The sequence below is a fragment of the Neobacillus kokaensis genome (assembly GCF_014656545.1).
In the GTDB taxonomy this organism is placed as follows: domain Bacteria; phylum Bacillota; class Bacilli; order Bacillales; family Cytobacillaceae; genus Neobacillus; species Neobacillus kokaensis.
In genome coordinates this window covers 53,260-67,485 of the sequence record NZ_BNDS01000017.1, presented here as the reverse complement: position 1 = coordinate 67,485, position 14,226 = coordinate 53,260, and the positions used below count along the sequence as shown (strand labels likewise).

Genomic DNA, 14,226 nt, shown 5'->3' with positions numbered 1-14,226 from the left:
TCAGGAAAGCGCGCTTACCATGTATTCCCGGGTACCTTTACCATACTGGGAATGGCGTAATTGGTCGAACAGTGATAATCCTAATCTGGAGTAAAAAAAGGCGTGGAAAACACCATTTAATGACGGGAAAGGTAATATTGAAGGGGATATTGAGGGATTTCGTATGATTTTTCTATCAATTTAGTACCTGACACCATCAAAGTGATCTTCTTATTTTTCGGCAAATTTCCCGCCGTTCTAAGGGGAATCCTTGATTTAGTCTAGTTTTGCAGCTGTTTTAGCAGACGTTTATTAATAATATTCCCGGGGAAATTAGTCGAAGTTTGGAGAGGGATGGTATTTTTAATAGAAGGAAAGTTCGTTTTATTGCTTGAACGGATTTTCTATGTCTTAAATTTTTCGAATGAATAGTATCAAACTAATTGACCCATCAACCTGTTGAGGGTATAATCAAATAAAAAATTTTACTCTACTATCTGTTTATTGAAAGCGCTCTTAGAAGAAGTTTAATTAACCTAAATAGTGTTATCACTAAGTTTATTAATAAACATTTTTCATAACCAGAGAGCATGGGGGATCGGCATTTTAAGAATAATTAACAACGCTTCCACTCCATCCTCCTCAAAAAACTGCCATCCATAAGAAAACTCCAAACATGATATCACAACAGGTATTATCCTCATATTGTCAAATACCATGAAAAGAAGATTTTAATCTAAAACTCTACCTAATGTGCACCTAACAACATGTCAACCCATAATTACTAGTTTGCTATTTTTATCATTGTATTTACATTCCTATAGGCAATTAAGGGGGTGATTTGCTATAGAAATGTGCTAATTCGCTAGTAGAAAACATTAATATCTCAAAGGAGGAGAAAAATGGAAAGCAATTCTTTCAGGAGAGGATCTTCAATCATCCTATCTATTATTTTGATTCTTACCTCGTTTCTACCCGGTCTGCCTGTTCTAAAAAGTACAGCAGCAGAATTAACCAATCCTTGGGTAACTGTTTCAACTGTAGGTAAAGAAGTAAATGAAATTGTCGACCAAGAATCAAAAATTTACACAAGACTTGGAACAGGTGAAGGGAATGACAACGGGGCTAAGGCAGCGATATTCAGGAAATCTGATGCTGCAGCTAAAGAATCTGGAACAATGGAGTATACCTTTGTGCCGGAAACAGAAGGAAGCGTAACTAGATTTGGGTTTTATCCACACTTTAAAGATATAAATAACTTCGTATTTATCGGCTATGATAGCGGTGGCTGGTTCTGGCAATACAAATATAATGGGCAGGGGACCTATCTTCAAAGCAATAGACCTAAAGATCTTCCGCAGCCAGGAAATGAGTACAAGATTAAAATTGATTACAATGGGGCAACAATCAGTGCGACATTAAATGGAACTATTTTGTTTGATAAAGTCACACTAAATGATGCAGTTAAAAATTTGTATGATGCACCAGAGGCAATAAAATTAGGAAGATATGGAACCCAAGACAGTCAAGTTTTAATGGAAATTTGGCGATCTGATGTTCCGGAAGAAACTAACAAACCGCCAGTACTTAATACATTAAAATCTAATTATATGGAAGTTGATGTTGACGAGGTTTTTCCACGTGTCGTTCAATACAGAGTTGGCGATAAAGTGATGAACGGGCAGGAATCCCCTGTTTATAAGCTAAAGGTAAATGGAAAATTATATACTCCTGAAGTAGCCTTTGATAAGGTCAATGACAGTGAGGCTATGTATACATTAACTGCCAAGGATCAAAGTAAGAATTTGGACGCTGTTTTTAAGCTATCCTTAAAAGTGAATAAAAACCAGGTGATTTATAGCTTTAATGAAATTAAAAATGCTGGAAGCGCGAAGATTGAAACAATCGAGCTGCCAGGGATGAACTTTATTTCTGTAAATTCTAGTGAAAATGACGCCAATGCAAAATTGACAACCTTGAGCGGTGATGTAACAAAACCAGGCGATGTTGATGTGAAAGTGGATTCATCTATGTCTGGCATAGGATCGACTAATCGCTATTATACTGGTTTCTTGTCAAATGGACAGTTAAGTGCCGGCGTCTGGTCGAGTTCAGAAGTCGATGGTTATGGAAACATAGTGGCTAACCGCTATGAAAATAGTAATGGAGATAAAGCAATGGGGCTTAGCTCCAATCTGTTCTATTACCATCGCAATTTTATGCCAGAGCCACAGGCAACAAAACCTACTGTTAAAATTGCCATTGCAGAAGATATGAATGACGACAAACAAGTCGATTGGCAGGATGGTGCGATTGTCTACCGCGACATTATGCAGGAAATACCATTCTATCAGGATGTCAATAATAATGTTGGAATGCGTATTGTCATGAACTTCGGTTCACAAGCACAGCAGCCATTCCTTAAAACATTGGATAATATTAAAAAGGTTGCTCTTGCTACCGATGGATTAGGCCAGTCAGTGCTCCTCAAAGGCTATGCAAATGAAGGGCATGACAGCGGGCATCCGGATTATGGTGACGTAGGTGAGCGGATGGGCGGAGCAAAAGATTTGAACACCTTAATTGCAGGAGCCCATAAGTATAATACGCAGGTTGGTGTTCACATTAACGCACAAGAAGTGTATCCGGAAGCTAAAGCTTTTAACGATGGCTTTATTGACGGACCTAATTCTAAAGGCTGGGGATGGTTAGATCAGTCTTACACGATTAATAAATTAAAAGATTTGTATTCGGGAAGCCGTGCCAAACGACTTGACCAATTAAAGGCGGCTGCACCGGGTCTCGATTACGTTTATTTGGATGTTTGGTACCAAAACCAATGGGAATCTAATCGTATTACGGAACAATTTAAGGAGAGAGGCTGGCGGTTAACGACCGAGTTTGGCACTTCTATGGTCAATACATCAACCTGGCAGCATTGGGCAGTTGATAAAAACTACGGCGGAGCAGCAAGCAAAGGCCTCAACTCCGATGTACTTCGGTTTATCAGCAACCACCAAAAGGATTCCTGGGTATTGAATAACCCAGCATTTGGCGGTACAGCTGACAATCCATTGCTAGGCGGCTATGAATTGGCCGGTTTTGAAGGCTGGGGATCAGATCGTAATTTTGATAACTTTATCCGGACAACGTTTGATACGAACCTGCCGACTAAATTTCTTCAAAAATATTATGTGACCAACTGGAGTAAGGTGGACGGCGATCCAACGAAGACGAATCTTGAAAATGAAATTAAATTGAAGGATCCAAGCAACGGGGATGTCGTAGTTGTAACAAGAAAAGATAATTCCCGGGAACGTTTGATGACTCTTAATGGTCAAGTTGTGCTGGACGAACATACCTATTTAATTCCGTGGGTAGATCAAGATTTTAAAAACCCAACCTCTGATTCTCATAAGTTATATCATTGGAATTTAGAAGGGGGAACCACAACCTGGACACTCCCGGATGAATATAAGGGTGTGTCAAAAGTTTATGTCTACAAATTGACGGATCAAGGTCGGGCCAAAAAACAAAAAGTGAAGGTAGTTCAAAACCAAGTCACATTAACGGCTGAACCAGCAACTCCATATGTTGTGGTTGCAGGGAAAAATAAAGGGGCTCAGGTTGATGAGTGGAGCACCGGAAATCATGTATATGACTCAGGATTTAATACCGGTACTGTTGAGGATAAATATACAAAAGTTGCCGGCGACAAAACATCGGTTAGCGTCCAACGTACAAGCCAAACCGGCAGTGCGCGCCAATTAAGCAGCGGTGACTACTATTTAAATATTGACAGTCCGTCAAAACCAACTTCTGTTACTCGTACTTTAACTGATTTAGAACCGGGTAAAGATTATGTCGCAGAGGTTTATATTGAAAACAATAGTGATGCCAAAGCTTCCATTAAGGTGACTGGTGCATTGAAAGACGTAAGTAACAGTACGCTTCGCAGCTTGCAAAAGAACTATGTAAAGGCCGATTCACATGCATCAACTAACGGGTATAATAGCAAAATGCAAAGAATGCAGGTTAGCTTTACAGCTCAAAATGATACGGCTGTAATAACATTAACCCGTGAAGCGGGTGAGGGTAACACAGAATTTGATGACATTCGAATTGTACAAAAAACATTAAATAATTATGTTTCTTCTAATCAATTCGTTCAAGACTTCGAATCGGTAGTACAAGGCATATACCCATTTGTCATTGGCAATATTGAAGGAGTAGCGGATAATCGTACCCATTTAGCAGAACTGCATGCTCCTTACACTCAAAAGGGCTGGGCAAATGCAAAGGTAATCGATGATGTAATAGGTGGAAATTGGTCCGTGAAAACCAATAGTGGAAATGCTGGTTTAGTTTATCGCACTATTCCGCAGCACTTCACCTTTAAACCGGGTGTAACCTATAAAGTTTCGTTTGACTATCAAACAACAGCTAATTCATTCCGCATCATCTCTGGCGATCAGGAAATAGACGCTAGAAATATTAATGGTGTCAAAGGTTTGAGCGTGAATGATTCACTTCCTGCTTCAACTGAAACAAGAACTGCCGAAATTATTGTAACAGGTTCTGAAAATGGGCAAACCTATATTGGAATCTTTAATGATGGCTCCCCTATCACCATGCATACGGGTGAGGGGACGTTTATCCTCGATAACCTCCGTATCAAACAAATAGATTAAATGTGCATAAAACAAAGAGACGGTTCTCATGCCTCCTTCTAGGAAGCATGGGAACCGTCCCTCTGTTTTGCCTAAAATTGATAGGTTGCTATAGTTACCAATGTGCTTAGGATAGCAGTTCCAAGCATTAAAGAAACGTAGAGAAGATTTTTCTTCACTTTTTTCTTTCGAAGATGTTCTTCTGGTGTGATCCATAAACTTTTTGACATCAATAATTTCTCCTTTGTAATTGATGGCAGCTGGCTGACTTTGTCAATTTACATGACGGAAGCCCCTATAGCTTTGCGTCATCACCTTTCAGTGATTTTGCCTTTCATTTTTGTTACTTAACTATAATAATTGTGACTAGATAAAATGTGCTAGCTTCAAAAAAATTACATTTACTAGTATCGCCTATTATAGTATATCGACAGCCTAAGGCAAAATGTTTAGCCTTAATAGCCATTTTTATAAAAACTTTTATAAAACAAATAGGAAAGGAACGGAAGCCCCGTTCCCCCTGTCTCGCTAGCTATTTCGCAAGATGACGATGGTGACACGGCGGTTGGCTTGACGGTTCTTATCTGAGTCGTTTGGGTATAGTGGCTTGTATTCGCCGTATCCGGAGAATTGCATGCGCTTTGGTGCTACTTTGTGTGTTTCGAAGTAGTGAAGTACACTTGCCGCCCGTGCGGCCGATAGTTCCCAGTTGGAGGAATAGACCGTATTATAAGCCGGGACATTGTCCGTATGACCCTCGATACTGATTGGATTTGGAACGGTATTAATTAATCCAACGATTCCGTTCAAGGTTTTGTGCGACCGCTCCTTCAGCTCTGCTTTTCCCGAATCAAACAACACAACCTCTTTTAACGACACTTCAATCCCTTTTTTTGTCTCCCGGAGTGTAACCTTATCCTGCAGACTGTTTTTTGTTATATACCCTTCCAGTCGGTGTTTTAAACCATCCAGGTCCTGATCGTTGCCTTTTTGTACCGGCATCGCTTTCCCCTGCTCCGGCGAAGGCGGTGTTGGAGAAAGACCAACCTGCTGATTAGCGATTTTTGTTCCAGTCAGCTCTGATTGAAATGACTCCATAATCGATTGATATTTTTCTTTATCAATCGTGCTGGCTGCGTATAAGACAATAAATAAGGCCAGCAGTAATGTCAGTAAATCGGCATATGGAATCAGCCATGATTCATCGATATGTTCTTCGTAGTCTGGATGAAAAGCCCTTTTCCGTTTCCTCATGCTGTTTTTTCCTCCAGCTGTGGTTCGCTCTCAGTTTTTTCCGTTCGCTTACGTTCGGACGGCGGGACATGGACGGACAGTTTTTTCTCTAAGGCGCTCGGTAAAACCCCTTGATAAATCGAAAGGAGCCCTTCAATAATCAACAGCTTCAATTCCTGCTCTAACTTCGAAAGCCGCTTTAATTTATTTGCTAACGGATTCCAAAGCACATATCCTGAAAAAATCCCAAGTAATGTTGCAATGAAGGCAGCGGCTATCGAATGGCCGATTTTTTCAATTTCTGATAACGAACCAAGTGCCGCAATCAGTCCTACTACCGCTCCAAGCACACCCAAAGACGGTGCATATGTAGCTGCTTGTGAGAAAATAAGCGCTCCTGCCTTGTGCCGCTGTTCAATGGCTTCCACTTCATCCAACAAAACCTCTTCGATGAATTCTGCCTCGTAGCCGTCAATGATCATCTCCAGCCCTTTTTTAAAAAAGGGATCCTGCGCTGATTCAGCAATTTCCTCTAATGCTAGAAAGCCTTCCTTTTTGGCAGTTTCAGCGCATTCTATTAATTTTGCCACCTGTTCTGATTTTGAAGGGAGTTTCGGTTCAAATAGAGCAATTTTTAATAGTTTCGGAAATTTTTTCATTTCTCGAAACGGAAAGGCAATCAGCAAAGCAGCTGCTGTTCCGCCAAAAATAATCAAGTAAGCCGCTGGATTGTTCAAGGAAGCAAGCGGTGCCCCTTTTAGAATCATTCCAAAGCCAATGACAAGAAGTGCCAAAATAATTCCAAAAATACTAGACATAATTTTCTCCTTTGGTTTATCTTTAATTTAGTTTTTAAAAAAACGTGAATCGGTAAAATTCGACATACCCTTTTGGTGAAAGGAGGATTACCTTGAAAATTGATCATACTCACGGAATCAAGCAGGATCGCTTTATTTCCGTAAGAGAACGAGGGAAAGAATCTCCTTCCTTTCAACAAGTTTTTCAAGAGACCCAAGTTGATTTAACACAGGAGCCCTTGCAGAATCTCTTGAATGTGCTGAACCGTAATGGCAATCGGCTGGTTACTTCCCAATCCGTAAATGATTTGTTAGCGTATAAGCAAAGCATTCAGGATTTTTTGAAAGAGGTAGCACAAAACGGTTATTCCTTAGAAGAGTATCGGCACTTTCAGCCGAATGGTCGAGAGAAACGGCTGAAAATTATTAAACAAATTGATGAACAGCTGATCAAGCTCTCAGAACAAGTGATGGAAAAACAATCTAGCTCTATTAATCTGCTAAAAACAATCGGTGAGATCAAGGGATTGTTGGTCAATTTATACACGTAGAGGAGTGAACAAGTTATGCTGCGAGGAATCAATACTGCTGCATCCGGCATGATTGCACTGCAGAGAAAGCAAAATGCCCTGACAAATAATTTAGCCAATGTGGAAACTCCAGGATTTAAACAGGATGCCAGCCCATTACGGTCCTTTCCGGAAATGCTGCTGCAACGCATTAATCAGGGGGAAGGTACAGGAAGGGCTCCAAGAATCGGAACACTTTCGATGGGGGTGTACAACCAGGAAACCTTGCCGCTGTTCTCACAGGGGAGTCTTGTGAGTACGAACATGCCGTTTGACGTGGCGATTAACGATCAGGCACTTGCCCCGGTCACTGCAAACGGGAAAACTACTCAGCCCGCGGCCTTTTTTTCCGTGCAAACAGCTGATGGCAGCATCCAATTCACTCGCAACGGCCGGTTTGCCGTTAATGGAAACGGGCAGTTGACAACGGCATCAGGGGATTTGATTTTAGGAAAAAACGGCAGGCCGATTGCAGACACGGAGCTGTCTGGAGGAGACATTTCGATTCAAGGGAATGGTGAAATCGTTGTCCATCCGGGTGACGCGGCACGCGCCAGAACCATTGGTTCCCTTGGAATGGTCATCGTCAATAATCCTCATCAATTAATTAAAAAAGACAATGGGCTGTATGAGCTGGATGGGGCAAATCCTGCTATTCAGCAGCGGGCGCTTCCGGCTGGCTTGCAGCTGCATCATAAAATGATTGAGCAATCGAACGTCGATACATCACAGACGATCACCGACATGATGACCAACATTCGCTTGTACGAGGCCAATCAAAAGGTCCTCCAGACTTATGATAAAACACTTGAACAATTAAGTACGATTGGGAGGGTATAGCTGGTATGAATACATCTTTACTGATTGCCTCCATGGGGGTTCGAGCCTATCAGGGAAAGCTTGATACGATTGCTAATAATATTTCCAATGTGGAAACAACTGGCTTCAAACGGAGAGAAGCTGCATTTTCTGAGAATCTGACGGTTTCAATTCAAAACCAGGCTGAGACGGAGAAGGAGGCTGGCCGCTTGTCCCCGCTTGGGATTCGGACAACCTTTGGATCGCGAATTGCTGCTACCCCATTGGACTTAACTCAAGGAATTCCTAAGCAAACCGATAAGCCGTTTGATTTCATGATTGCTGGCAGCGGCTATTTCCAAGTGCGAAGAACAACAGACTCCGGTAAGGAAACTTTGTATACAAGAGGCGGTGCGTTTCAGCAAACGCCAGTTGGGGCAGGCCGGTTTCAGCTTGTCAATGTTCACGGCGATGTGCTCCTTGACCAAAATGGTAATTCGATTGAATGGGTGCGCGGCAAGGACTTCATGGTGTCTAGCGATGGAACAATTGGAGGGACAAACCAGCGTATTGGCTTAGTTGACTTCAGCAATCCGCAGCTGTTAATGGAAGAGGGCGGGGTATACCGGTTAACTGATGGAGCCGTTACTACCGTTAGTTCTAATGCGCAGATTAAACAAGGATTTCTAGAATCATCGAATGTCGATTTAAACCAGGAAATGACCGATATGATCAAAGCGCAGAGAGGCTACCAAGCAAACGCCCGCGCCCTCAGCTATGCGGATCAGATGATGGGAATCGCAAATGGAATTATGAGATCGTAAGCAAAAGGCGGCTGCATTTATCAAAGGTGCAGGCCGCTTTTTTATAATTTATCGGAATATCGGCGAATTTGAATCGTTTATCGGCGATTTTATATATTTTATCGGCAAATTAGTGCTATATATCGGCAGATTTATAGCTTTTATCGGCGAATCTCCGTTAGATAAAAAAATAAGTGAAAATCCCTAAACGTTAACTGAGCAACTGCCGATACTAAGGGTAAGGATAGAGTTAAAAGGAGCAGGTATATGAAAATCAATCCAATTAATCCAATCAACCGAATTGATACAGCATATCAAGCATATCAAAAGAGCAGTCAGCCCCGAGCGGAAGAAGCGAAAAAGAATCAAACTGATAAGCTTGAATTATCAAGCGAAGCCCAATTGCAGATACAAAAAGAAAAAGATGCAAAAATCGAGCAATTAAAACAGCAGATTGCAAACGGCACATACAAAGTGGACAGTGAAAAGTTAGCGGATAAGCTCCTGTCATTCTGGAAGTCAGGTGCGAAGATCGATGAATAGACTGACAGAAATCCTGCAGATGTTAACAGACCTGCACATCACTCTTTTAGAAACGGCCAAGAAAAAGCAAGAAATTCTTGTATCTGCCGAGATAAATCCGTTAATTGCAGTTATGGCGGATGAAGCCAAGCTCATCAAAAAAATAAAAAAAGTTGATGAGATGAGAATGGAAGTACTGGAGCATGACAATGCGTATCTTCCACTTTCCAAACTAATCCAGCAGCAGCCGGATGAAGGTCTGCAGGCAGAATGGACGTCAAAGCTGTTTGTACTGCAAAAATTGTTTAAAGAGATTGAAAAGGTAAACAAGCTTAACCAGCAGCTACTGCAGCAAGCGTTAACCTACACTCAGTTCATGATCGAGCAAATGCTGCCTCAGTCAAAGGATTCGGGACTTTATAGCACAGATACCGATTCCCAAGATTCTAGGGAATACGCTCGGTTATTTGATTTAAAAGTATAGGGGAGAAAAACATGTACTCAACCTTTCATGGCTTAGAAATTGGAAAAAGAGCGATCCTATCGCAGCAAACAGCACTCAGTACAACCGGACATAATATTGCCAATGCCAATACTAAAGGGTACACGCGGCAAGAGGCTGTGCTCGAGGCCACTCGTCCCCTTGCTTCCCCAAATCCTCATAACGGAACCATTCCGATGCAAATGGGAACAGGTGTGGAAGTATCAGAGTTTCGGCGCATTCGTGAGAGTTACCTAGATTCCCAGTTTCAAAATCAACAGCAACAAGCAGGCTACTGGGAAGCAAAGGCCGATTCCCTTTCCCATCTCGAAGATGTGTTTAATGAGCTATCTGGTTCGGGCTTGAGCACCTCTCTCAATAAGTTTTGGCAGGGCTTGCAGGAGCTTTCGAAACAACCGGAAAGTTTAGCGGCAAGGGTAGTAGTCACAGCGAACGGCAAAGAAGTGGCAGACCAGCTCAACCAAATTTATTCGGGAATTGCTGATTATGAAAAAAACTTAGATGATCAGCTGCAGGCAAATTCCAAGGAAATTAATATGGCAGCTAGTGAAATCGCGTCTTTAAACCAGCAAATTGCCCAAAATATCGGTTCTGGCCAACAGCCGAATGATTTGCTGGACCGCCGCGACACCCTGCTTGATCAGCTGTCAAAACTAGTAAATATAGACGTTAAGCCGACTGTTAATGGAAGGGTCGATGTGTCTATTAGTGGTGTGAAGCTGGTAGATGGCAATAAAGCCAACTCGTTTAGTGTTGAACCCGAGGACGGCGGGGCGAAAATAGCCGGAACTGTTGTTCAATTGGATGGCGGTAAAATCAAGGGATTGCTTGAAACATATGGTTATAAGCTGGCAGACGGAACCGTGCTTGGCAGGATACCAGAATTAAAAGCAAACCTTGATATTTTGGCTGTGGCGATTGCAGAAAGAATGAATGCGATTCATGCAAGTGATGAAGCCAGAAATTTGGACGATATCCAAGCAAGAAACACGAATCCGAATGCTCCCTTAGAAAAATTATTATTTTTTGTCGATAAAGACGACCCAACACAGCCGCCAAAAAATGCCGGGAATATGATGATCAATCCGGAACTGGTGAAAAATCCAGCAAAGGTAGCAGCCGCCACATCGGATAATATCGGCGACGGTTCTAATGCGGCTTTAATGAGCGATGTATTTTTTCAAAAAATAGATATTGGCGGAACGAACACGACTATTGGTGAATTCTATCAAAAGGTCATCGGGCAATTAGGTACTGATGTGCAGGGTGCCAAGCAATCAAGCGAAAATGCTAATGCGATGGTTTCCATGGTTGATAACCAGAGACAATCCGTGTCCGGGGTGTCGATAGACGAAGAAATGACCAACATGATCCGTTACCAGCAAGCATACAATGCAGCTGCTCGTTATGTGTCAGCCGTTAACGATTTGCTAAATACATTGATTAATGGGATGAAGTAATGAATTAGATAATGACATGAAAGGGGGAGAACAATGCGCATCACCCACCAAATGGCAGCTCAACAGTTTATGCAAAATATTCAGCGTAATAATACAGCTATGGAGAAGCTGCAGGGACAAATATCCTCCGGGAAAAAGTTTGAAAAAATATCAGACCAGCCTTCTGCCACTTTACAAGGATTAACCTATCGTTCCACGTTGAGCCAGGTCGAACAATACAAAAAAAATGCCCAGGACGGAATTGATTGGAGCACGGCGATGGACGGAGCGCTTGGAAATGTTACTGACGTACTGCATCGCGTTCGCGAGCTGACCGTTGAGGCCAGCAGTGATACGCTCAATGAAAATGATCGGAAAAATGTTGCCGTTGAGATCCGCTCTCTCATGCAGCAGGTTGGAAATATTGCGAATACCGCCTATGGAAGCGGGTATCTTTTTTCGGGGACAGACCTTAACACCCCGCCATATCAAAATGGTGTCTTACAGCAAACAAATCAAATGGGTAAAGAGTGGACGATTGGCCAGGGGATCAGCGTGAATGGGAAAGTTCATGCTTCCTCTGTATTTGGATTTTCAGTCGAGGGGAAAAACTTATTCGAAACCTTAGAGGGCCTTGCAGAAACATTAGAGAATGGGGAAAACCCCGGATCATTATTGAATTCCATTGACAGTCAAACCGATAACTTAATTACCCAGCGGACTATTGTCGGAACTAACCAAAACCTTCTTGAACTTGCAGCCAATAAATTGGACCAGTCCCAATTTTTAACGAAAAAAATGTTGTCGGACACGCAAGATACTAACGTTGCCGAAGCTTTTACCGAGCTGACGCTGCAAGAAACAGCACTTAAAGCAGCGCTCAATGCCGGGGGAAAAACCATGCAGCTAAGTTTAGCCGACTTTTTAAGATAGAAATAGGTTTCAGTGCTCCCCATCTTGGACTTAAGATGGGGCATCTTATTTTTTATGTAATGAGGGGAATACATGGGAGAGTATCAGATTATTTTAGCGACGGCAGCATTATTTATTTTTGTTTCTTTTATCATATTTTCAATCCAGCAGCAAAGAATTAAGAAACATAGGAATCTTAAAAAAGCAGAGAAACAGGTGAATCGGAGAGATAGTTTTAGGCTGCGAATTGATCAAAAAAATTCCATCATGGAAGTGCTAAGAATAGGAAACTTGGATGTGAATGAATTTGATGATTGCGAAATCAGTGATGTCAGTGCGGGAGGGGCCGGAATTATCAGTTATTATGACTTCCCTTTAAAGCAAAAAGTATATGTAAAGCTTCATTTTCACCTAAACAACGAGTCATTTTCTTTAAACGGAAGGATTGTCCGGAAAGTAGAAAGGATTAATAAAAGTAATTATTTTTATGGGCTTCAATTTCTCGATTTATCCGTTAAAGAGGAAGAACGATTGATGAAAGAAATTGTCGCTTTGGAAAACCGTAGAAGACAAACGTCTATCAAATAAAAAATATTTCTCATTTTCTATCTACAACACTAGTAAACCTTCCGATACATAAAAGTACAGAGGGAAAATATTCCTCAACTATTAGGAGGTAAATAAAATGAGAATTAATACAAACGTAGCAGCACTTAACACACATCGTCAATTAACAGCTGCCTCTAACACAGCAGCAAAAAACATGGAAAGATTATCATCCGGCCTTCGTATTAACCGTGCTAGTGATGATGCAGCAGGTCTGGCGATCTCTGAAAAAATGCGCGGCCAAATCCGCGGGCTTGAAACAGCACAAAAGAACGCACAAAACGGTGTTTCTTTACTTCAAACGGCTGAAGGTGCATTAAATGAAACACACTCCATTTTACAGCGTATGCGTGAACTTGCTGTTCAATCTGCCAACGACACGAATACTTCATCTGACCGTGAAAAGCTTCAAGCAGAAATCAATACACTTGCTGAAGAAGTAGGGCGTATTGGTTCTACTACTGAGTTTAATGGTAAAAAACTATTAAACGGTTCATTTGATGGCACATTCCAAATTGGTGCAAACCAAGACCAAAATATGAGTCTTAAAATTGGTGATGCGCAATCATACAGCTTAGGAGTAGCTGGTACAATTGGAATTGAACAATCCAGCGCGGTAACTGTCGGTGGTACAACTACAGGTGATACGTTGAAAGCTGGTACTTACAGTGTTTCTCAAAATGGCGCTAATTATGAAGTAAAAGACGAAAATGGCAAAGTGGTAGCATCAAGTACTGATGGTTTAACGTTTACTACAAAAGCATTTGATGGAACAGCTGGGGATGACACCTTTACTTTTGAACAAGCTGTAACTTCAGGCACATTAAGCTTCGATGGAACAACAGCAAAAGCTACGGCTGCGTTTACGAACAGCGGACTTGAAGCAGGATCTTATACTTATAATGCAACTGATAATGTACTTTTAGATGCACACGGCGAAGTAGTAGCCCGTTCAACTGATGGTATTGCATTCAAGGGAGCAAGCGGTGCGACAGTACTTACTGCAACAGTGGCATTAACTGATGGCGACAGCCTTAAAGTTGGCGGTGTAGACATTTCTACTCAAGCAGCAGCTAACAAGGCGATTACATCTATTAATACAGCCATTGAATCTGTGTCTGCAGAACGTTCTAAGATGGGTGCGGTTCAAAACCGTCTTGAATTTACTAACAACAGCTTAAGCACAACTGCTGAAAACTTAACATCTGCTGAATCACGTATTCGTGATGTGGATATGGCAAAAGAAATGATGACATTTACGAAGAATAATATTCTTTCTCAAGCAGCTCAAGCTATGCTGGCTCAAGCAAACCAACAGCCGCAGGGTGTACTGCAATTACTTCGTTAATTTTTGAATTGAACGTAACTCTCTATTTCTTTCATCTCTTTTTAAAAA

General features: G+C 41.7%; 13 protein-coding genes and 1 riboswitch. Of the genes, 10 read left to right on the top strand and 3 right to left on the bottom strand.

Annotated elements, in window-relative coordinates:
* The first annotated feature begins 881 nt into the window (after positions 1-881).
* Positions 882-4,670 carry an endo-alpha-N-acetylgalactosaminidase family protein gene (locus tag IE222_RS17685; RefSeq protein WP_191275076.1) on the top strand — a complete coding sequence of 1,263 codons (3,789 nt, stop codon included), beginning with the start codon at positions 882-884 and terminating at the stop codon, positions 4,668-4,670.
* Positions 4,671-4,741: 71 nt separating this feature from the next.
* Here IE222_RS17685 and IE222_RS17680 read toward each other — a convergent pair whose 3' ends face one another.
* The 3 genes from IE222_RS17680 to IE222_RS17670 all read right to left on the bottom strand — a co-directional run bounded on the left by IE222_RS17680 (position 4,742) and on the right by IE222_RS17670 (position 6,700).
* Positions 4,742-4,879: a hypothetical protein gene (locus IE222_RS17680; RefSeq protein WP_191275074.1), complete on the bottom strand. Its 138-nt coding sequence runs from the start codon at positions 4,877-4,879 to the stop codon at positions 4,742-4,744.
* 22 nt (positions 4,880-4,901) lie between these two features.
* Positions 4,902-4,991, bottom strand: a riboswitch (cyclic di-GMP riboswitch).
* Positions 4,992-5,177: 186 nt separating this feature from the next.
* A complete protein-coding gene (locus IE222_RS17675; protein WP_191275072.1) occupies positions 5,178-5,903 on the bottom strand; it encodes a flagellar motor protein MotB in 726 nt (241 codons plus the stop codon).
* Entirely contained in the window at positions 5,900-6,700 is an 801-nt protein-coding gene (locus IE222_RS17670) for a MotA/TolQ/ExbB proton channel family protein (protein WP_191275070.1), read from the bottom strand. Before IE222_RS17670 ends, IE222_RS17675 begins: the two co-directional genes overlap by 4 nt.
* Before the next feature lie 92 nt (positions 6,701-6,792).
* Between IE222_RS17670 and IE222_RS17665 the strand changes: the two genes are divergently transcribed.
* The 9 genes from IE222_RS17665 (at position 6,793) to IE222_RS17625 (ending at position 14,178) form a co-directional block, all read left to right on the top strand.
* Positions 6,793-7,230: a YaaR family protein gene (locus IE222_RS17665; protein WP_191275068.1), complete on the top strand. Its 438-nt coding sequence runs from the start codon at positions 6,793-6,795 to the stop codon at positions 7,228-7,230.
* A gap of 15 nt (positions 7,231-7,245) precedes the next feature.
* Positions 7,246-8,088 (top strand): flagellar hook-basal body protein, encoded by an 843-nt coding sequence (locus IE222_RS17660; protein ID WP_191275066.1) that lies wholly within the window; start codon positions 7,246-7,248, stop codon positions 8,086-8,088.
* A gap of 5 nt (positions 8,089-8,093) precedes the next feature.
* A complete protein-coding gene (locus IE222_RS17655) occupies positions 8,094-8,870 on the top strand; it encodes a flagellar hook-basal body protein (RefSeq protein WP_191275064.1) in 777 nt (258 codons plus the stop codon).
* 246 nt (positions 8,871-9,116) lie between these two features.
* Positions 9,117-9,392, top strand: coding sequence for a flagellar biosynthesis anti-sigma factor FlgM (flgM, locus tag IE222_RS17650; protein WP_191275062.1), 276 nt, complete (start codon positions 9,117-9,119; stop codon positions 9,390-9,392).
* Positions 9,385-9,855 (top strand): flagellar export chaperone FlgN, encoded by a 471-nt coding sequence (gene flgN, locus IE222_RS17645; protein WP_191275060.1) that lies wholly within the window; start codon positions 9,385-9,387, stop codon positions 9,853-9,855. Before flgM ends, flgN begins: the two co-directional genes overlap by 8 nt.
* Before the next feature lie 11 nt (positions 9,856-9,866).
* Positions 9,867-11,333: a flagellar hook-associated protein FlgK gene (gene flgK / locus IE222_RS17640; RefSeq protein ID WP_191275059.1), complete on the top strand. Its 1,467-nt coding sequence runs from the start codon at positions 9,867-9,869 to the stop codon at positions 11,331-11,333.
* A gap of 33 nt (positions 11,334-11,366) precedes the next feature.
* On the top strand, positions 11,367-12,245 hold the full coding sequence (gene flgL, locus IE222_RS17635) for a flagellar hook-associated protein FlgL (protein WP_191275058.1): 879 nt from the start codon (positions 11,367-11,369) through the stop codon (positions 12,243-12,245).
* A gap of 72 nt (positions 12,246-12,317) precedes the next feature.
* Entirely contained in the window at positions 12,318-12,812 is a 495-nt protein-coding gene (locus IE222_RS17630) for a PilZ domain-containing protein (RefSeq protein ID WP_191275057.1), read from the top strand.
* Positions 12,813-12,909: 97 nt separating this feature from the next.
* Positions 12,910-14,178 (top strand): flagellin N-terminal helical domain-containing protein, encoded by a 1,269-nt coding sequence (locus IE222_RS17625; protein WP_191275056.1) that lies wholly within the window; start codon positions 12,910-12,912, stop codon positions 14,176-14,178.
* The last annotated feature ends 48 nt before the right edge of the window (positions 14,179-14,226 follow it).